This window comes from Actinosynnema sp. NPDC059797 (genome assembly GCF_042732085.1).
GTDB lineage: Bacteria > Actinomycetota > Actinomycetes > Mycobacteriales > Pseudonocardiaceae > Actinosynnema.
The window spans coordinates 1-19,846 of sequence record NZ_JBHWIE010000010.1 but is presented as its reverse complement, the minus strand read 5'-3'; the positions used below and the strand labels follow the sequence as shown (position 1 = coordinate 19,846).

15 protein-coding genes and 1 pseudogene are annotated in these 19,846 nt (G+C 74.4%); 10 read left to right on the top strand and 6 right to left on the bottom strand.

Going from position 1 to position 19,846, the window contains the following annotated elements:
- Positions 1-13: 13 nt before the first annotated feature.
- The 3 genes from ACFV4N_RS05485 to ACFV4N_RS05475 all read left to right on the top strand — a co-directional run bounded on the left by ACFV4N_RS05485 (position 14) and on the right by ACFV4N_RS05475 (position 3,534).
- Positions 14-874, top strand: coding sequence for a glycosyltransferase (locus ACFV4N_RS05485; protein ID WP_499671280.1), 861 nt, complete (start codon positions 14-16; stop codon positions 872-874).
- A gap of 80 nt (positions 875-954) precedes the next feature.
- On the top strand, positions 955-2,187 hold the full coding sequence (locus ACFV4N_RS05480; protein ID WP_499671279.1) for a hypothetical protein: 1,233 nt from the start codon (positions 955-957) through the stop codon (positions 2,185-2,187).
- A 15-nt stretch (positions 2,188-2,202) separates the two neighbouring features.
- Entirely contained in the window at positions 2,203-3,534 is a 1,332-nt protein-coding gene (locus ACFV4N_RS05475) for a cytochrome D1 domain-containing protein (protein WP_499671278.1), read from the top strand.
- 55 nt (positions 3,535-3,589) lie between these two features.
- Here the strand turns inward: ACFV4N_RS05475 and ACFV4N_RS05470 are convergent, their stop codons facing one another.
- Positions 3,590-4,792, bottom strand: coding sequence for an MFS transporter (locus ACFV4N_RS05470; protein ID WP_499671277.1), 1,203 nt, complete (start codon positions 4,790-4,792; stop codon positions 3,590-3,592).
- 85 nt (positions 4,793-4,877) lie between these two features.
- Here ACFV4N_RS05470 and ACFV4N_RS05465 point away from each other — a divergent pair, with 85 nt between their 5' ends.
- The 3 genes from ACFV4N_RS05465 (at position 4,878) to ACFV4N_RS05455 (ending at position 9,620) form a co-directional block, all read left to right on the top strand.
- Positions 4,878-5,660 carry a WecB/TagA/CpsF family glycosyltransferase gene (locus ACFV4N_RS05465; RefSeq protein ID WP_499671276.1) on the top strand — a complete coding sequence of 261 codons (783 nt, stop codon included), beginning with the start codon at positions 4,878-4,880 and terminating at the stop codon, positions 5,658-5,660.
- Between the two features lie 2 nt (positions 5,661-5,662).
- Positions 5,663-7,702: a glycosyltransferase gene (locus tag ACFV4N_RS05460; protein WP_499671275.1), complete on the top strand. Its 2,040-nt coding sequence runs from the start codon at positions 5,663-5,665 to the stop codon at positions 7,700-7,702.
- 250 nt (positions 7,703-7,952) lie between these two features.
- On the top strand, positions 7,953-9,620 hold the full coding sequence (locus tag ACFV4N_RS05455; RefSeq protein ID WP_499671274.1) for a serine/threonine-protein kinase: 1,668 nt from the start codon (positions 7,953-7,955) through the stop codon (positions 9,618-9,620).
- A gap of 15 nt (positions 9,621-9,635) precedes the next feature.
- Here the strand turns inward: ACFV4N_RS05455 and ACFV4N_RS05450 are convergent, their stop codons facing one another.
- Positions 9,636-10,421, bottom strand: a complete 786-nt coding sequence (locus ACFV4N_RS05450) for an enoyl-CoA hydratase/isomerase family protein (RefSeq protein ID WP_499671273.1) — start codon at positions 10,419-10,421, stop codon at positions 9,636-9,638.
- A gap of 100 nt (positions 10,422-10,521) precedes the next feature.
- On the opposite strand from ACFV4N_RS05450, the gene ACFV4N_RS05445 reads away from it, so the two are divergent.
- Positions 10,522-10,965: a GNAT family N-acetyltransferase gene (locus ACFV4N_RS05445; RefSeq protein ID WP_499671272.1), complete on the top strand. Its 444-nt coding sequence runs from the start codon at positions 10,522-10,524 to the stop codon at positions 10,963-10,965.
- Between the two features lie 99 nt (positions 10,966-11,064).
- Positions 11,065-11,613, top strand: a complete 549-nt coding sequence (locus tag ACFV4N_RS05440) for a LuxR C-terminal-related transcriptional regulator (RefSeq protein ID WP_344035713.1) — start codon at positions 11,065-11,067, stop codon at positions 11,611-11,613.
- Positions 11,614-11,635: 22 nt separating this feature from the next.
- On the opposite strand, the gene ACFV4N_RS05435 is transcribed toward ACFV4N_RS05440, so the two are convergent.
- Positions 11,636-14,452, bottom strand: coding sequence for a helix-turn-helix transcriptional regulator (locus tag ACFV4N_RS05435; protein WP_499671271.1), 2,817 nt, complete (start codon positions 14,450-14,452; stop codon positions 11,636-11,638).
- A gap of 269 nt (positions 14,453-14,721) precedes the next feature.
- On the opposite strand from ACFV4N_RS05435, the gene ACFV4N_RS05430 reads away from it, so the two are divergent.
- Positions 14,722-15,939 carry an ABC transporter substrate-binding protein gene (locus tag ACFV4N_RS05430; protein WP_499671270.1) on the top strand — a complete coding sequence of 406 codons (1,218 nt, stop codon included), beginning with the start codon at positions 14,722-14,724 and terminating at the stop codon, positions 15,937-15,939.
- A 99-nt stretch (positions 15,940-16,038) separates the two neighbouring features.
- Complete coding sequence (locus ACFV4N_RS05425; RefSeq protein ID WP_499671269.1) at positions 16,039-16,479, top strand: SRPBCC family protein; 441 nt, start codon at positions 16,039-16,041, stop codon at positions 16,477-16,479.
- Between the two features lie 411 nt (positions 16,480-16,890).
- Here the strand turns inward: ACFV4N_RS05425 and ACFV4N_RS05420 are convergent, their stop codons facing one another.
- The 3 genes and pseudogenes from ACFV4N_RS05420 to ACFV4N_RS05410 form a co-directional block, all read right to left on the bottom strand.
- Positions 16,891-18,468, bottom strand: coding sequence for a phytoene desaturase family protein (locus ACFV4N_RS05420; RefSeq protein ID WP_499671268.1), 1,578 nt, complete (start codon positions 18,466-18,468; stop codon positions 16,891-16,893).
- Positions 18,465-19,532: an NAD-dependent epimerase/dehydratase family protein gene (locus tag ACFV4N_RS05415; RefSeq protein WP_499671334.1), complete on the bottom strand. Its 1,068-nt coding sequence runs from the start codon at positions 19,530-19,532 to the stop codon at positions 18,465-18,467. The genes ACFV4N_RS05420 and ACFV4N_RS05415 overlap by 4 nt, the downstream gene beginning before the upstream one ends.
- Before the next feature lie 93 nt (positions 19,533-19,625).
- Positions 19,626-19,730: pseudogene (locus tag ACFV4N_RS05410) on the bottom strand (NAD-dependent epimerase/dehydratase family protein); the annotation flags it as partial.
- Between the last annotated feature and the right edge of the window lie 116 nt (positions 19,731-19,846).

The following is a 19,846-nucleotide window of genomic DNA, read 5'->3' as shown; positions in this document are numbered from 1 at the left end:
GAAGGGGTTCTCGATGGACCACGTGGTGCTGACGCGCTTCAACCTGCCGTCCGTGGGCGCGGAGAGCGTCGTGCGGGCGCGGGAGGGCTGGCTGGTCGAGCGCGTCGGGCTGTTCGAGCGGTACTGCCTGCCCTCGGTGGCGGCCCAGACCTCCTCGAACTTCCGGTGGCTCATCTACTTCGACCCGGAGAGCCCGGCGTGGCTCAAGGACCGGATCGCCTCCCACGGCGACGCCTACACGCCGGTGTTCCGGACGCAGGTGAGCCGAGAGGAGCTGATCGAGGACATCTCGAAGCTCTTCGCCACGAAGGGCGACGGGCTCATCACCACCAACCTCGACAACGACGACGGCCTGGCCGCCGATTTCGTGGCACGGCTCCAGGCCGACCGGCCGACGGGCCGCCGCACCGCGCTCTACCTGGCGAACGGCCTGGTCAAGAGCCCGGGAGGGCTGTACGCCCACCACGACCGGGACAACGCGTTCGCCTCGGTGCGGGAGAGCTGGGACGACCCGGTCACCTGCTGGGTCGACTGGCACAACCGCCTGCACCGGCACGCCGAGGTGGTGTCGCTGGGCGGGCCGCCCGGCTGGCTCCAGGTGGTGCACGGCGGCAACGTGAGCAACCGCACCCGCGGCCGGCTGGTGTCGCCCGCGCCGCACCGGGCGCTGTTCGGCGACGCGCTGGACGACGTGCCGGAGCCGGCCGCCGGGCTGCTGGCCCGCGACCGGTTCGTCGGGCACCCGCTGCGGGTGGCGCGCGACGGCGCGCGGTTCGCGGCCAAGACCGCGGCGATGCGGCTGCTCGGCCCCGACGGCTTCGAGAAGGCCAAGCGGGTGCTGGCCGCGCGCGGCCGCTCCCGGGCGACCGGGTGAGGGGACCGGCGGCGGTGCCCCGGCGGACGGGAACGACGACCCGGCGGTCGGGGACGACGACCCGGCGGGCAGGCCTGCCGGTGGTGCTGCTCCTGGTGGCCGCCTGCACGGTCGAGGCGGAGGACCGGGCGCGGGAGGAGTGGCCCGCGCCGGTCCCGACGTCCTCGCCCGAGTACTACCGGCAGTGGGCCAACGGCCCGAACCCCACCGGCGACCCGGGCGTGTTCCCGATCAACGTCTGGATGCAGGACCCGTCCGGGGTCGAGCACGGCGAGAAGCTGGGCCGCGCCTTCCCGCGCATCGGCGTCGACTTCGGCATCGGGCTGTGGGAGGACGAGTGGTGGTACCTCCGCCAGGAGGGCCTGCACGAGACCGACTGGCGGGTGTACGTCGACCCGGTGCGGGTCGACACCGTGCTGGCCGACACCGCCCACGCCCGCAACTACGTCGGCTACCTGGTGGCCGACGAGCCGGACATGAACAAGGTCTACGGCGACGTGTTCAACCCGGACATGCAGCCCTCCGCGATCCTCGCGGCCGCCGACCGGGTGCGCGCCCAGGACCCGACGCGGCCCACGTACGTCAACTTCAGCCCGTGGATGGGCACGCCGACCGGTGAGATCGGCTACGGGCACGTCGAGGAGTCCTACGAAGAGGACATGCGCACCTACTGCTCGGCCGCCGACATCGCCTCGGCCGACTACTACGCCTGGACGCACCCCGACCGCAACCACACGGTCGGCGCGTACGCCTACGGCGAGGTGATCGACACGATGCGCAAGTGGTGCGGCCCGGACAAGCCGCTCTACGGGTTCGTGGAGACCGGGCACCCGCACACGCACGGCGAGATCATCGACGCCGACCAGCTCGAGGCGGCGGTGTGGAACACCGTCCTGCACGGCGCGACCGGCGTCAACTACTTCGCGCACAGCTTCTACCCGGAGGGCAAGGGCGAGTACTCCAGCGCCCTGACCCGCCCGGAGATCACCCGCCGGGTGGCCGAGGTCAACGCGCGGCTGAAGTCGCTCGCGCGCGTGCTCAACGCGCCCAACCTGCCGGGCGTGCGGGCGACCGGCGACAGCGGCATCCCGGTCGCGGCGCTGCACAAGCAGGTCGACGGCGACCGGTGGGTGCTCGCCCAGACCGACGGGAACCGGGAGCACCCCCGGAGCCTGGCGGCCCGGGTGACCTTGGAGGTGCCGGTCCGCCAGGGCACGGCGACCGTGGTCGGCGAGGACCGGACCGTGGAGATCAGGGACGGCCGCATCGTCGACGACTTCGCCCCGTACGGGGTGCACATCTACCGTTTCTGACCCTGGAGGCCGACAGTGCTGCCGACATCCTCACGAGCGCTGGGCGGGGTGGTCGCCCTCGGGGCGGCGGCGCTGCTGCTCGCCCCGCCCGCCGCGACCGCCCAGCAGGCCACCGGGACCGCGACGCCGACGCGCGTGCTCGGGTACGTGGCCAACAACGGCGGCGGCGTGTCCGTGCTCGACACGGCCGTCGGCGCGGTCACGGCCACGCTCGGCGACTCCGCCGACGGCTCGCCCTACGGCGTGGGCGTCGCGTTCGACGGCGCGCGCGGCTACGTCACCAACGTGCGCGACAACACGCTGACGGTCATCGACACGCCCACCAACACGGTGGACGCGTCCGTGCCGGTCGGCGACGGCCCGGCCGGCGTCGTGGTCTCGCCGGACGGCGGCCACGCGTACGTGTCGAACTACCGGGCCGGCACGGTGTCGGTGGTCGACGCGGCCACGCTGACCGCCACCGAGACCATCCCGGTCGGCCCGAACGCCGACGGCGTGGCGATCAGCCCGGACGGCGGCCGCCTGTACGTGGCGCACGACGTGGCCGGCCCCGGCACGGTGTCCGTGGTGGACACCGCGACCAACACCGAGGTCGCCGAGATCCCCACCGGCTCCACCCCGACCGCGGTGGCCGTGACCCCGGACGGCGCGAAGCTGCTCGTGGTCAACAAGGCGTCCAACAACGTGGTCGTGGTGAGCACGGCGACCAACGCGGTGGTCGGCTCGGTCCCGGTGGGCTTCATCCCGCACGGCATCGCGATCTCGCCCGACGGCGCTCGCGCGTTCGTCACCAACAGCGAGGGCCACACCCTGTCCGTGGTCGACGTGGACGCCCTGGCGCACGTGGCCCAGGTCCCGGTCGGCAGCCGCCCGATCGGCGTCGCCCTCACCCCGGACGGCTCCCGCGCGTACGTGACCAACTTCAACAGCGGCACGGTGTCCGTGGTGGACACCGCCACCCTGGCCGTGACCGGGACCGTGCCGGTCGGCGTGAACCCGGTGGGCGTCGCGATCAACGCCGTGCCGCCCGCGCCGACGCGGCTCGCCGCCGGCCACGCCCAGCTCCAGTTGCGGCTGCTGCTGGGCTTCACCCTGCGCGGCGTGGACGCCACGCTCGTCGAGTCGCACACCGGCCGCCCGGTGGTCGGGAAGAAGGTGGTGTTCCGCACGATCAAGGGCCACCCGCTGTGCGCGGCCACCACCGACGCCCGGGGCGAGGCGAGGTGCGACGCCCCGGTGCCGCTGCTGGTCGGCCTGGACACGCTCCTGCGGGGCTACACCGCCGCGTTCGCCGGCGACGCCGCCCACGGCAGGTCCGTCTCGCACGGCCACACCGCCCTGCTCTGACGCGGAACCCCCTGCGGCGCGCCCCCGGTCGAACGGGGGAGCGCCGCAGGGGCCGTCAGGTCTTGAGCCGCCAGGCCACCAGCACCGCCACCAGCAGCGAGCCGATCGCCGCGGCCACGGCCGTGCCGAACGCGGCGTACTGGAGCAGGAAGCCGAACGCCACCGAGGACGCGAACCGGGCCAGCGCCTGCCCGGTCTGCACGACCGCCAGGCCCGACGCCCGCAGCGTCTCCGGCGCCAGCGCGCTCACCCGCGCCGACAGCACGCCGTCCGTGGCCGCGTAGAACAGGCCGTGCAGCAGCAGCGCCACGCCCGCGCCGACGTAGCCGGTGCCGGGGACGAGCAGCATCGCGTACACGCCGAGCAGCAGCACGTGCCCCGCCAGGAACACCGGCCACCGGCCGACCCGGTCGGCCAGCCTGCCCGCGGGCGCGGCGGCGAGCAGGAACACCAGCGCGGTGCCGAGCGGGAACAGCGCCAGCAGGTGCAGCGGCGCGCCGGTGGCCTGCTGCACCAGGATGAACACGAACGCGTCGGACAGCGTCGCCAGGCCCAGCACCGCCGACGCGACCGCCACCTTCCGGTAGCCGGCGTCCCGCAGCAGCGCCAGCCCGGCCCGGACCGACGGCTTCGGCCCGGCGGGCGCGGGCGCCGGGTTCTCCCGCACGAACGCCACCAGCACGATCAGCCCCACCGCGGCGAAGCACCCGCTGACCACGAACACCGGCCCGGCGACCGTGCCGATCAGGTAGAGCAGCAGGAACGTCACCAGCGGCCCGAGCAGCGCGCCGACCGTGTCCATCGTGCGGTGCAGGCCGAACGCGGCGCCCAGCCGGTCCGGCGGGGTCGCCAGGGAGATCAGGGCGTCGCGCGGCGCGGTGCGCAGGCCCTTGCCCGCGCGGTCGGCGGCCATCGTCGCGCCGATCCCGAACGCCGACGCGCCCACCACCGGGAAGATGAGCTTCGTCACCGCCGACAGCCCGTAACCGACCGCCGCGACCGCCTTGTGCCGCCGCGACCGGTCCGACAGGTGGCCGCCGACGAGCCGCAGCACCGCCGTGGCCCCGGTGTAGAGCCCGTCGAGGAAACCGAACTGGGCGTAGCTCATGTTGAGCGTGAACAGCAGGTAGACCGGCATGAACGCGGTCACCATCTCGGCCGACACGTCGGTCAGCAGGCTCACCGCCCCCAGTGCCACCACGGTGCCGGGGACCTTGCCCTTGACGCGCTCGGCGGGACGGGCTGACGCGACGTACATGCCCCGGTTATCGGCTACGGGCGGTGACCGTTACCGGTGGTCGCCCCGCCGTAACGGCGTCCCGGCCCCGGCCGATGTCGCGGGTATGCCGGAGAACTCGCAGGCCCGCGTCCGGGTGGGCGCCGTCGACGTGTGGGCCGTGCCCGAGTCCGGCGTCGCCGAGCACGTCGCCGCCGCGTGGCGGCGCGCCGAGGGCGGCGCGATCGTCACGGCCAACGTGGACATCGTGCGCGCCGCCACCCGCGACCCCGCGCTGGCCGCGCTGATCGCCGAGTCGGAGGTCGTGGTCGCCGACGGGATGCCGGTGGTGTGGGCGGGACGGCTGGCGGGCGTGCCCGTGCCGGAACGGGTCACCGGCTCGTCGCTGGTGTTCACCCTCGCCGCCGCCGCGGCCCGCGAGGACCGCTCGGTCTACCTGCTGGGCGGCAACCCGGGCGTGCCGGAGAAGGCCGCCGCCGTGCTCGTCGACCGGCACCCGGGGCTGCGCGTGGCGGGCACGGACTCGCCGCCGTTCGGCTTCGACACCTCCGCCGAACTGACCGCGGAGGCGGTCGCCCGGGTGGTGGAGGCCAAACCCGACCTGGTGCTGGTGGGCCTGGGCTTCCCCAAGCAGGAGCGCCTGATCAGGCTGTTGCGCGCGGAGCTGCCCGAGACCTGGTTCCTGGGCTGCGGCGCGGGCATCCCGATGGCCGCGGGCGAGTTCCGCCGCGCCTCCGGCGTGGTGCAGAAGATGGGCGCGGAGTGGCTGCACCGCCTCGCGCTCGAACCGCGCCGCCTGGCCAAGCGCTACCTGCGCGACGACCTGCCGTTCGCGTTCCGCCTGCTCGGGGGCGCGCTGCGCACCCGGTTCAGCCGTCCGGGGGAGTAGAAGTGCCGCTTGCCGTGGTCGTGGTGACCTACCAGAGCGCCGGTGTCGTCGAGGACTGCCTGAGATCGGTGGCCGCCGCGCTGGAGTCCATCCCGGACGGTCACGTCGTGGTGGTGGACAACGCCTCCACCGACGGCACCCTCGACGTGGTCGCGCGCGTCGCGCCCGACGCGCGGGTGGTGGCGCGCGCCGCCAACGACGGTTTCGCCGCGGGCGTCAACGCCGGTTTCGCCGCCGCGCCCGACTGCGACGTCCTCGTGCTCAACCCCGACGTCCGGCTCGAACCGGACGCGATCGGGTTGCTGCGCGCCGCCCTGGCCCAGCCGGGCACGGGCATCGCCGCGCCGCGCCTGACCTACGCCGACCGCTCGCCGCAGCTGTCGTTGCGGCGCGCGCCGAACCCGTTGCGCGCCCTCGGCGAGGCCCTGCTCGGCGGCACGCGCGCCGGCCGCAGCGACGCGCTGGGCGAGGTCGTCGCCGACCACCGCCGCTACGAGACCCCGGGCACCGTCGACTGGGCGACCGGCGCGGCGTGGCTGATCTCCCGCGAGGCCCGCGAGGCGACCGGCGTGCTGGAGGAGCGGTACTTCCTGTACTCGGAGGAGACCGAGTACATGCTCCGCGCGGGCGACCGCGGCTACGCCGTCCGCTACGAGCCGCGGGCGCGCGCCGTGCACTTCGGCGGCGAGCAGTCCACGTCGCCGGTGCTGTGGTCGATGGCCGCCACGAACCGGGTGCGGATGATCCGCGAGCGCCACGGCCGCCCGCTCGCGGTCGCCATGTGGTTCGCGGTCCTGCTCAACGAGCTGCTGCGGGCGCCCCGCCACGCCAAGCACCGCACGGCCCTGCGGGACCTGCTGCGCTGGCGGCGCTGGCCCGCCCGCCCCGGCGACGGCGACGGGCACGGCTGGATCTGCTTCTCCGCGCAGGACTGGTGGTACCACAACCGGGCGCACTCGGACTTCCAGCTGATGCGGTCGATGGCCGGGCACCGCAGGGTGCTGGTGGTCAACAGCATCGGCATGCGGATGCCGACCAAGGGCAACAGCACCCACGTGTCCCGGCGCATCCTGCGCAAGCTGCGCAGCGTGGCCAAGTTCGTGCGCCGGCCGCTGCCGGAGTTCTACGTGATGTCGCCGCTGCCGCTGCCGTTCTACGGCTCGCCGTTCCTGCGCCGCGTCAACGCCGTCCTCGTGCGCGCCCAGGTGGGCCTGGTGGCCAGGGCACTGCGCCTGCGCACCCCCGTGATCATGGTCACCATCCCGACCGCCTGGGACGTGGTCGCCCCGATGCGGAAGCACCGCCTGGTGTTCAACCGCTCGGACCGGCACTCGGACTTCCCCGAGGCCGACCGCGCGTCCATCGAGGCGCTGGAGCGGGAGCTGCTGACCCACGCCGACCACGTCGTCTACGTCTCCCACGCCCTGATGGAGGAGGAGCGGCCGCTCACCGGCTCGCGCGCCCACTTCCTGGACCACGGCGTGGACGTCGACCACTTCACCGCCCGCCCGGAGCACGAGCTGCCCGACGACGTCCGCTCGATCCCCGGCCCGCGCGTCGGCTTCTTCGGCGCCCTGGACGACTTCGTGGTCGACTTCGACCTCCTGGAACGGGTCGCCGCCGAGCTGCCCGACGCCTCCCTGGTGCTGATCGGCGACGCCACCCACCCGATGGAGCGCTTCGACAAGTACCCCAACGTGCACTGGCTGGGCTTCCGCCCCTACAGCCTCATCCCGGCCTACGGCTCGGCGTTCGACGTGGCGATCATGCCGTGGCAGGACAACAGCTGGATCCGGCACTCCAACCCGATCAAGCTCAAGGAGTACCTGTCCCTGGGCCTGCCGGTGGTCAGCACCGACTTCGCCGAACTGGCCGCCTACACCGACCGCGTCCGCGCCGCCCGCACCCACGCGGACTTCGTGGAGGCCGTCCGCGCCACCCTCTCCTCGGGCCCCCTCCGCCCCCCGCAGGCCCTCCGCGCGTCGGTCCTGGCCCACTCCTGGCACTCCAAGGCCACCACCCTCCTGACCCTGACCACCTGATCGGACGCACCGCACCCCCGCGCGTCCTCCACCCGGACACCGCGTGTCCTCCACTCCGGCACCGCGTGTCGTCCACTCGAGCACCGCGCGCCGTCCGCCCGGACACCGCGTTCCGACCACCCGGGCGAGGTCCCGGCCGTGAGGGAGCCTCGGTAACGCACCCCCGCCCGAGGTTGCGTCGCACTAGTTCACACGCCGTAATCGGTGGTCCGGGTCAAGCGGGGTGGCCGGGACATCTAATGTGGGTGTCGTGCAGCCACTGCCCCCGAACGCCCCGTCGCGGATCGGCGACTACACGCTGCTCGCCGCGCTCGGTCGCGGCGCGATGGGGTCGGTCTACCTGGCCCGCTCGCGCGGCGGGCGCCCCATCGCGGTCAAGGTCGCGCGCCCGGAGCTGGCCGAGGACCCCCAGTTCCGCGAGCGCTTCCGCCGCGAGGTCGAGATGGCGCGCTCCGTCGGCGGCTTCTGGACCGCGACCGTGGTCGACGCCGACCCCGACGCCGAGCACCCGTGGATGGCCACCGAGTACATCGCGGGCATGAGCCTGCACCAGGCCGTGCAGGACCACGGCCCGCTGCCGGAACGCGCGGTGCGCCGCCTCGCGGGCGGCCTGGCCGAGGCGCTGGTCGCCATCCACTCCGCGGGCCTGGTGCACCGCGACCTCAAGCCGTCCAACGTGCTGCTGGCCGACGACGGCCCGCGCGTGATCGACTTCGGCATCGCCCGCGCCCTGGAGCACTCCGCGCTCACCGAGGCGGGCATCGTCTTCGGCACCCCCGGCTACCTGTCGCCGGAGCAGGTCGTCGGCCAGGCCATCACGTCCCAGAGCGACGTGTTCGCCCTCGGCTCGGTCCTGGTCTACGCGGCGACCGGCAGCGGCCCGTTCGGCGAGGGCGCCACGTCCGCGCTGATCTACCGCGTCGTGCACCAGGACCCGGACCTGACGCGGGTGCCGCCGTCGCTGGTGCCGCTGATCGTGCCGTGCCTGGTCCGCGAACCGGCGAACCGGCCGACGCCCGCCCGCCTGCTGGAGCTGATCGGCCCGCCGTCGACCGACCCGTCGTGGCTGCCCGCCCGCGTGCGCACGGTCGTGGAGCAGCGCCACACCGAGCTGAGCAAGCTGCCGGCGAAGCCGCCGACGCGGGTCATGGTCGAGGACCCGCCGCCGAAGCCGCCCACGGTGGTCGCCCCGAGCCCGACCGGGTTCCACCACCCGGCCGGGATCCCGGCCCAGAACGCGAGCGGCGTCGCCACCCCGACCGGTTTCCCCAACCCCACGGGCGTGCCCACCCCGACCGGCTTCCCCAATCCCACCGGCGTGCCGAACCCGACCGGCGTCGCACCCGTGACGCCCAAGCCCGTCACCCGCGTGGCGCCGACCGCGGACCCCGGTTCCCAGCAGGTCAAGGCCACCGGGGCGCGCTTCCGGACCTCGCGGGCGGTGGCCCTGGGCTGGGCGGGCGCGAACCTGCTGGCGGCGCTGGTCACCGGCTGGGTCTCCGACCCGGACAACGGCGTGCTCACCCCCGTGCGGCTGGCCGCGTTCGTCGCGTTCCTGGCGTTCGTGATCGTCGCGGTCCGCCTGATCGCGGGCGCGGTGAGCGCGCAGCTCACCCTGGACGTCGGCCCGGACGGCATCGCGGTGTCCGACGGCGAGCAGACCCGCCGCCTGCCCTGGTACGCCATCGCGCGGGTGAAGGTGGAGCCGCACCACTCCCGCCCGTGGCTGGTGGTGTGGCTGGTCAGCGCCGCCCAGCCGCCGGAGACGCTGGGCCGCGGCACGTTCACCAACCACAAGGGCGGCCTGCGCGTCTACCCGATCTCGCACGAGCGCTACCGCAAGCGCCGCGACCAGGACGTGGTGGAGCTGCGCTCGGCGCTGTCCTGGTACGGGGGCAGCACCTACGACCCGCTGTGACGGGCGGGGGAGGGGTCAGCGACCGTGGAAGGTCGCCCGGCCCGGCCCCTCCTCCAGGAACGACCGCACCGCCCCGCGCAGGTCCTCGGTGTCGAACAGCTCGGCGGCGATGGCCGTCACGTGCTCGTCGGCCTCGGCCACGCCGCCGCTCTCGAAGTGCGCCAGCACGCGCTTGGTGGCGGCGTGCGCCAGCGTCGGCCCCTTGGCCAGGGCGTGGGTGAACTCCAGCGCCGCGTCGTCGAACCCCTCGTCCGGCAGCACGCGGTTGACCACGCCCCACCGCTCCAGGGTCTCCGCGTCGTAGCGGTCGCCGGTCATCACGAACTCCTTGGCCCGGCCCACGCCCGCCCGCGCGGCCAGCCGCTGCGTGCCGCCCATGGTCGGGGTCAGCCCGACGACCTTCTCGACCAGCCCGAACGTCGCCCGCCGCGCCGCCAGCACCACGTCGCACGCCACCGCGACCTCGAACGCCCACGTCAGGCACAGCCCGTGCGCGGCGAACACGGTCGGGAACGGCAGCGCCGCCACCCGCTCCGGCAGCTCCAGCATCCGGTCGAACAGGACCTTGGCCTGCGCGGCGTTCTTCCGCGCGGCGAACAGCCGCACGTCCACGCCGCCGCTGACCACCTTGCCCTCGGCCCGGACCAGCAGCGCCCGCGCGGGCCGCTCCTCCAGGTCGTCGAGCGCGGCGTCCAGGAGGTCGTGCAGCTCCGCGGTGTAGAGGTTCAGCGGCGGCGCGTCCACGGTGAGCACCGCGAGCCCGACCGCGTCCCGCTCCAAGCGGACCTGTTGCGCTGGCACGGGCGTGGACTTTACACGCGTCCGGAATGCCGAAAACCAGGTGTCCAAATGGACCAGCAGGGCTGAAAATCTGCCAGTGACTTCCTGGACCGTTCAGCCCGTGAGGGTTGACAACCCGCTCGCGACCGCACTCGTGCGCGACTACCTGACGGAGATCATCGGCCGGTACTACGGCCGCCCCGCCACACCGGGGGAGGTGGACCGCGCCATCGCCGAAGACCCCACCGACGACCTGGTCTGCTTCTACGTCGGCAGCCACCGCGGGCGGCCCGCGGGCTGCGCCGGCTTCCGGCTGGTCGGCCCCACGACCGCCGAGCTGAAGCGCATGTACGTGGCGGCCGGTGCGCGCGGCACGGGCGGGGGTGCGGCCCTGCTGGCGGCGGTCGAGCGGGGCGCGGCCGCGCTGGGCGCCCGGTCCGTGCGCCTGGACACCCGCGCCGACCTGGTGGAAGCCCGCGCGCTGTACGCCGGGCACGGCTACGAGGAGGTGGCGCCGTTCAACGCCGACCCCTACGCCCAGTACTGGTTCGAAAAGCGCCTATAGGGGTCATTGGATCCGCATATCACCCATGTGAGGTGTCTCACTTGACACTGAATAATCGCCACATGTTGAGTGTTGGGCGAAAGTCGGCCGCGGAATGAAATGGGGATCAGTCCAGTGGCTTTCGCCGTTGAGTTGACATTTCGTGATGCGCGCCAGGTGCGGAGATCCATTCATCTCGCCCACCGGGAATACTGGCGTCCGCTCGCGGAGCAGGGCGTGCTCGTCGGGACCGGCCCGTGGGCCGACGGTTCCGGGGTGCTGCTGATCGTGCAGGTGCCCGACGACGCAGCCGCCCGGGACCTGGTGCGCGGCGACCCTTACGTGCGGTCGCAGTCGATCGCCGAGGTGCGCATCCGCCAGTGGCACGTGCTGCTGGGGCTGCCGGAGGGCGAGCGGGTGCCGGGCATGGTGCGGCCGCGGGACGGGCAGAGCGCCGAGGCGCGCTCGCGCGAGCCGCTGACGCCGCACGAGCACCGCATCGCGCTGATGATGCTGGAGGGCATGACGAACCGGCAGATCGCCGAGCACTTCTCGGTGTCCACCCGGGCCGTGGAGCTCCACATCACCCGCATCTACCGCAAGCTCGACATCGGCAGGCGCGCCCAGCTCGCCGCGGCCATGCCGTGGGGCCAGCGCTCCTACCTGTAGGGGCGGTGCCGGTCGCGGGCGCTCAGGCCAGCAGGTCCGCCCGCGACGCCACCCCCAGCTTGCGCAGCACCCGGGCCACGTGCTGCTCGACCGTGCGCGGCGACAGGAACAGCACGTCGGCGATCTCCCGGTTGGTGCGGCCCCGGGCCAGCAGGCGCGCCACGTCCTGCTCCCGGGGCGACAGCGCGTTGCCGTAACCGCGCCTGCCGCGACGGGACGGCGTGGCCACGCCGGCGCCGCGCACCAGGTGCCGGCAGCGCGCCGCGTCCCGGCTCGCGCCCAGCGCGTCGAACCGGTCGGCCACCCGGCCCAGCGCCGCCGGCGCCGCCTCGTCACCGCGCTCCAGGCGCACGAGCGCGGCCCGTTCGGCCAGCACCGCCGAGTGGTAGCGCAGCCCGAGCGCGTCGGCCGCCGACCGCGCCCGCTCCAGCAGCGGCACGGCGTCCTCGCCCCGGTGCGCGGCCAGCAGCGCCCGGCAGGTCTCGAGCCCCACGCGCGCCAGCGGCGCGTCCCGGTCGAGCAGGCCCGCGCCCAGCTCCTCCACCAGCTCCTCGGCGTCCTCGACCCGCCCGGCCGCGCAGAACGCGTCCACCGCGGCGGGCGCCAGCTCGCCCAGCCACGCCCACACGCCCTTGCGGCGGGCCAGGTCCAGGCCGCGGTCGGCCTCGGCGCAGGCCCGGTCCAGGTCGCCGCGCTCGATCCACAGCCTGGTCAGCGCGGCGAACCCGCCCAGCGCCACCGGCGTGATCGAGTTCTCCGCCGACCGCACCCCGGTCCCGGCCAGGTGCCGCTCGGCCGCGTCCCAGTCGCCGCGCGCCACCGCCAGGCACCCCAGCACGAGGTGCACCTCGCCGGCGACCGGCAGCAGCTCCCGGTACTCCTCCAGCAGCCGTTCGCACCGGTCCGCCAGCGACGCCCAGTTCCCGGCGTACCAGTCGAGGTGGACGCGCGTGGACCGCCCGGTGCCCGCCGTGAACGGCACGCCCGCCCCGACGGTCAGCCGCAGGCCGCGGTCCAGCGAGTCGCGCGCCAGGTCGAAGTGCCCGACCAGGGCGAACGCGTCGGCCAGGTTGCAGTGCAGCCGCGCCAGGTGCCGGCGCGTGGCCACGTCGGCCGAGGTGTCCGGCAGCCGGTCCAGCTCGGCGACCGCGCCCCGGTCGCCCACGCACGTCCGCGAGCCGAGCTGGTTGGCCAGCAGCGCGCACCGCACCGCCTCGTCGTCGCACCCGGCGACGAACCCGTCGACCTCGCGCAGCCACCGCGCGTGCTCGGCCAGCGGCACCGCGCCGAAGAACGGCTGCGCCAGCACGGCCCGCGCCCGCATCGCCAGGTCCGGGCGCTCGCCCAGCTCGGCGATGGCCAGCTCCAGCACCTCCCGGCCGTGCCGCACGCCCCCGAACTGGCGGATCAGCAGGAAACCCAGGTTCAGCCGCACCTGGCCGCGCGCCGCGGTGGACAGCCGGCGGTCGTCGAGCAGCCGCTCCAGCGTGGCCCGCGGGTCGTGCTGGTCGATCCCGCCCCGCGCCACCTGGCCCAGCTTCACCGCCAGCCGGTCCACGTCCGCCGGCGTCAGGGACGCCTCGTCCAGCAGCCGCTGGAACAGGCGCGTGGCCGTGGCCGGGTCGCCGACCTCCAGCGCCCGGTCGGCGGCCGCCTCGCCGTGGCGCAGCCAGTCGTCGAGCAGCCCGGCGCGGCGGCTGTGCTCGGCCAGCTGCATGAACGGGCGCGGGGTGGCGGCCTCCAGCGCCCTCAGGGCGCGCAGGTGCAGGCGTTGGCGCTCGGGGCCGGTGAGCGTGTCGTAGACGGCCTGCTGCGCGAGGGCGTGCCGGAAGCCGTAGCGGACCTCGCCGGCCTCGTGCAGCACGCCGCTGTGCAGGGCGTGGGTGAGCGAGGTCCGGGCCCGGTCCGGTGCGACCGCGCCGACCTCGGCCAGCAGCGCCTCGTCGGCGGGCACCTCCAGCACGGCGGCGGCCTGCGCGATGCGGCGGCCGGTGGCGGGCAGCCGGTCCAGCCGCTCGGCCATGGCGTCGCGCAGCAGCGTCGGCACCTCCACCGCGTCCAGCAGGCGCCAGTCGGGGTGGCGCAGCGCGCGCAGCACCTCCTCGATGGCGAAGGGGAGGCCCGCCGTGCGTTCGTGCAGGTGGGCGGCGAACCCGGCGGGCACGGCGTCCGCGCCCATGATGGCGGTGGCGAGGTCGTGGGTCCCGGCGACGTCCAGGGGCCGCAGCTCGACCAGCGCCGAGGCGACGCCGGCGGGCGGGCGGTAGGCGCTGCCCAGCGGCATCCCGCCGGGCGCGTCCTCGCGGCGGTAGGTGACCAGGGTGGTCAGGTTGGCGGGCGGGTCGGACATCAGGAACCGCAGCAGGTGGCGGCAGCCGTCGTCGGCCCAGTGCAGGTCCTCGACGACCAGCAGCACGGGGCCGATCGAGGACAGCAGCTCGCGCACGGCCCGGAAGAGGTGGTGCCGCTCGTGCCGCGGGTCGTCCGGACGGGTGGGTGACCCGGGCAGGTGGTCGGCGATCTCCGGCACCAGCGGCCTCAACACGCCCGTGACCGGGCTCAGTGACACCCGTGCGAGGTACGGACCCACCGTGCGCAACGCGTCGAGCACGGCGCCGTAGGGGAAGGGCTCGCGCAGCGGCTGGCAGAACCCGGTGAGCACCCGCAGCGGCGCCAGCTCCGGGCGGTGCAGCAGCTCCCGGACCAGGCGGCTCTTGCCGACGCCCGCCTCACCCGCGACGAGCACCACGGACGGTTGGCCGGCCACCGCGCCCAACAGCGCGCCCAGCTCGTCGCCCCGTCCTACCAGCACGGGCGAACCGGTGCGCGGTGGTGTCATGCGGGCTCCCGGGAGATCGGCCGACCCCTGTATTAGAACCCGGGACGTTCACGGGCAGCACCCCCGTGGTTCACATCGAGATCATCGGTCTGAACGGGCGAAACGGCCCGGAATTAACGACTTTCCGTGACTGGCGCTCCTTGGCCATTCCGGTGATGGGTTCGTCCGTTCGGGCATACCGACCGTGCGGTATGTCACAGGATTAGGCGAGGGTGCGACTCCGTGCCGATACTCCTACCGGCCGGTAACGTCATTGGTGGGAGTTCCAGGTGCGCAAGCTCGTCGTCTCTTCGGCCGTCCTCGCCCTGCTCGCCGCGGGCTGCGCGGAGGACGGGCCGCAGCTCAAGACCGGGCCCGGCGTCACCGACACCACCATCTCCCTCGGCGTGCTCACCGACATGACCGGCCCGTTCTCCGCCACCTCGCTGCTGCGGATCAAGGGCTACGAGCTGTTCTTCGGCGGCCTCAACGAACGCGGCGGCCTCTGCGGCCGGCGCGTCGAGCTGAAGCAGAGCGACCACGGCTACGACGTCGACCGCGCCCTCGACGGCTACTTCGAACTGGAACCGCAGGTCCTCGGGTTCGTCGACATCACCGGCGCGCCCATGACCGAGGCCATCGAACCCGACCTCATGCAGACCCGGGCCATCGCCGCGCCCGCCTCCTGGTCCGCCACCCTGCTCGGCAACCCCCACATGGTCGTCGTCGGCACCACCTACGACCTCGACGTCATCAACGGCCTCGACCACCTCCGCGGCACCGGCGCCATCCACGACGGCGACGCGATCGGCCACGTCCACGTCGACAGCGACTTCGGCCGCAACGCCCTGGAGGGCAGCACGTTCGCGGCGCGGCAGTGGGGCATGGACCTGGTGGCCAAGGCCGTCCCCGAGACCGCCGACGTGGCGGCCCAGATCGCCGAGCTGAAGGCCGCGGGCGTCAAGGCCGTGTTCCTCAGCACCTCGCCGCGGCAGACCGCGACCGCCGTGGCGGCCTCCGAACAGCTCGGCTGGGACGTGCCGTTCATGGTCAACGCGGCCTCCTACGACCCGGAGATCCTGGAGACCCCGGTGGCGCGGGCGGTGACCGAGAAGGTGCTCATGGTCTCCCCGATCTCACCGTTCGCCGCCGACGCCCCCGGCCCGCGCGAGGTCGCCGAGGCCTTCGAACGCGCCCACCCCGACCTCGAACCCACCGGCTCGGTCGACCACGGCTACGCCATCGGCGTCGCGTTCGCCGCGATCCTGGAGAAGGCCTGCGCCGAGCACGACCTCACGCGCGACGGGGTGCTCCGCGCGTTCCAGGAAACGAGCCACGTGGACACCCGCGGCCTGACCGGGCAACTCAAGTTCTCACTGGCCGGCCGCCCGTCCGCCACCCAGTCCTACGTCGCCCGCCCGGACCCGGCGACCCCCGGCGGCCTGGCCGTGGTGGCGAACCTGTTCGAGTCCGAGCTGGTCAAGCTGAAGGGCACGCGGGCGAGGTAGCCGGTGGGGGAGCTGCCGGGGTTGCCGGTGGGGTGCTGCCGGTGGGTGCGGGGGTCGGCAGGTTGTTTTCACCCGCCTCTCAGCGGGAAACCGGTCCGCATGATCGAGGTGCGCACGACGGTCCCCACGTCGGTGGACCGCGTCTTCGCGGTCCTCGCCGACGGCTGGTCCTACGCGGGCTGGGTGGTGGGCGCGGCCCACATCCGCGAGGTCGACCCGGGCTGGCCCGCGGTCGGCACCCGGATCCACCACAGCGTGGGGGCGTGGCCGATCGCGGTGCGCGACGTGACCACCGTGCGGGCCGTGACGCCCCTGCGGCTGCTCGACCTGGAGGCCCGCCTGTGGCCGATCGGCGCGGCCCGGGTCCGGATCGAGCTGACCGAGGTGCCCGACGGCACCGAGGTGGTCATGGCCGAGGAGGCGGTCAAGGGGCCGACCGCGTTGCTGCCGGAGTCCGCGCAGGCGATGTTCCTCGTCCCGCGCAACCGCGAGTCGCTGCGGCGGCTCGCCGACTTGGCCGTGCGTCGGGAGAGCCAGTAGCCGGCGTGGGCTGGTGATGGGCCAAGTCCGAGGCCGGGCCAAGCCCGAGATCGGGGTCAAACCCAAGATCGGGGCCAAGCTCTAGGCCAGGGCCAGGGCCAGGGCCAGGGCCAGGGCCGGAGCCGGAGCCGGAGCCAGGGCTGGGGCCAAGCCCAAGACCAGGGCCAAGCCCAAGACCAGGGCCAAGGCCGGGGCTGAGCCCAAGCTCAAGGCTGGGGCCAAGGACAGGGCTGAGGGTGGGGCCTGGGTCGCGGGTTTCCATGTTCAACCGATGGCCGAGACCCCGGTTTTCGTACATCTTTGCGCGATGATCACCCCATCGTGTGATCCTCCGCCCCCTCGGAACCCGGCCACACCGCCCGGCCGCAGCCGCCGAGGTGGTGTCGGCTGCGGCCCACCGTAGTCCTCCTCCTAGTACACCGCTCGGTTCAGGCCGCGCATCAGCAGCCGGTACGCGTCGCCCGCCAGGCCGTTGCGCGCGAGCGCCGCCCGTGCCGCGTTCGCGCCCGCCGCGCCGTGCACCCCGCCGCCGGGGTGCGCCGACGCGCCCGCCAGGTACAGGCGGTCCACCGGCGTGTCCGCCCGACCCAGGCCGGGCACGGGGCGGAAGACCAGCTGCTGGTGGATCGCCGCCGTCCCGGAGTTGATCGAACCGCCGACCAGGCTCGGGTTGCGCGACTCCAGCTCGCCCGGCCCCTGCACGAACCGCCCGCGCACCAGGTCGCGGAACCCCGGCGCGTGCTGCTCGATCAGCTGCTCCAACCGGTCCGCCCGCCGCCGCGCGCGGTCCGCCGTCCACTGCTCGCCCCGGGGCACGTGCGTGTACGCCCACGCCGTCTCCGTGCCCGCCGGCGACCGCGACGGGTCGGACGTCGTCATCTGGCCCATGATCACGAACGGCACCCGGGGCAGCCTCCCGCACGCGATCTCCGCGCTGGTCATCGCCAACCCGTTGAAGTCGCCTCCCAAGTGGACGGTCCCGGCCCCGCGCGCCTCCGGGTTCGTCCACGGGATCGGCGCGTCCAGCGCCCAGTCCACCTTGACCGTCGCGTCGTCCCACTCGAACTGCGCCAGGTCCGACACCAACCGCGCCGGCAGGTGCCGCTCGCCGACCAACCCGAGGTAGAGCCGCGGCGCGGGCACGTCCGCCAGCACCGCCTTGCGCGCCCGCACGAACCCGCTGGACGCGTCGCGCACCCCCAGCGCCCGCCCACCGGCCACCACCACCTGCGCCACCGGCCGCGAGCACTGCACCACCCCGCCGAGCCGCCGCACCAGCGCCCGCGTCAACGCGCCCGCGCCACCCGCCGGCACCGGGTAGCCCAGGTCCTGCCCGAGCATCGACAGCAGCCACCCGAACGCCGCGCCACCCGCCTGGTCCGGACCCAGGTCGGTGTGCATCGCGTTGCCCGCCAACAACAACGGCGCGCCCTCGCCGGTGAACCGGTCGTCACCGAACGCCCGCACCGACTGCACGAACGACCGCGCGAACCGCAACGCCTCACCCGCGCCCAGCGCGCCCAGCAACCCCGCGCCCGCCCGCACCGGCGGGAACGGCCTCATCAACGCCTCGATCAGGTCGTCCCGGACCCGCTGCCACCGCGCGAACTCCGCCCGCCACGCGTCACCGTCACCCGCCCCGAACGACTCCACGGACTCCGCCGTGCGGTCCACGTCCCGCGACAGCAGCGCCACCCGGTCGTCCGGCAGCACGTACGCCAGCACGTCCGGCGCCCACCGCCACTCCAGCCCGTGCCGGTCCAGCCCCAGCCCCGCGATCACCGGCGACGCCACACCCAGCGGGTAGAACGCGCTGAACAGGTCGTGGTGGAACCCCGGCTCCGTCAACTCGGCCGTGCGCACCGCACCACCGGGCTCGTCGGCGGCCTCCAGCACCAGCACGTCCCACCCGGCGTCGGCCAGCACGTTCGCCGCCACCAACCCGTTCGGACCGGAACCGACGACCACCGCGTCCACGACGTCGCTCAACGCGAACCTCCCTCTTGGCTCTGGTGCACGGGCTGACCCCACCCCAGTCTGCTCCACCTGGGACCTCGGTGCGGCGCGAGCGGCCCCCAGGTCCCGCGGCCCTCGGCGATCGCCGCGACCACCTCCGCCAACGCCCGCCGCGCGTCGTGCCGGGGCGCCCACCCCAGCCCGCGCAACCTGGCCGTGTCCACAAGGGACACCCGGTCGGCCAGCCGCAGCCAGCCCGGGTGCAGCGGCTGCAGCCCGAGGCGCCAGGTCAACCACGCCGGTCCCGGCAGCGCGCGGAACGGCACGGGCACCAGGAACCCGCCGACCGCCGCCGCCAGGTCGGACGCGCGCAGCACGGGCTCGGCGGCGACGTTGAACGCCCCGGTGGCGCGCGCCCGCAGGACGAGCAGGATCGCCCGGGCGACGTCCTCGGCGTGCACGAGCTGGAGCCGCAACCCCGGCCACAGCGGCACCGGCAACCACGGCCGGCCCAGCAGCGCGGGCGGCACCAGCGGGCTGAGCGCCCACCGGTCGAACTCGGCGCCGGCCTCGGGCTGCACGACCGCGCACGGCCGGAGGCGCGCCACCCCGGGACGCCCGTCGAGGAGCCGCTCCAACTCGACCTTCTGGGCGCTGTAGGCGCTGCCGGGCACCCCGCCGCACGGCGAGTCCTCGTCGACGAGCCCGGGAGCGGACGTGTAAGCGGCGACCGAAGAGGCCACGACGACGTGCGGCACCCCGGCCCGCTCGGCGGCGCGCAGCACGTGGGCGCTGCCGGTGACGTTGGTGCGCCGCATGTCCGGGTCGCGAGGGGTGGGCTGGACGGCCCAGGCCAGGTGCACCACCGCGTCCGCGCCGTCGAAAACCCGCGTCAACAACGCCTCGGCGGCCGGCGCGCCGACATCGCAGCTCACCCACCGCTCGGGGTCCGGCGAACCCAGGTGGGCGGCGGAGGCGCCGGTCGAACGGCCTCCAGGCCGTGCATCGGTCCCGGCCGAACCGCCCTCCGGCCGTGCATCGGTCCCGGCCGAACCGCCCTCCGGTCGCGCAGCGGCGTCGGCCGAACGACCCCCCAGCTGCGCAGAGGTCCCCGCCAGGGGGTCCCCTGCTTTCATCTTGCCGGCAGGGTCCGACAATTCCGGTCGACGGGAGCCGGCCACCCACCCGGGAGGCACGCGGCGCGCGACGCCGACCACCTCGACCCCCGCCTCCGCGAGCACGCGGCGCAGTGCCGTCCCCACGTTGCCGCTGGCACCCGTGACGACGACCCTCATGCCCGGAACGTACCCCCACCGGCCGCGCTCAAGCCCGAACACGCGACCCGCGATGAGAGGTCCCGGTCACCCGATCGCCCGGTCACCCGCGCACCCGCGACCGGGGCGCCCCGAAC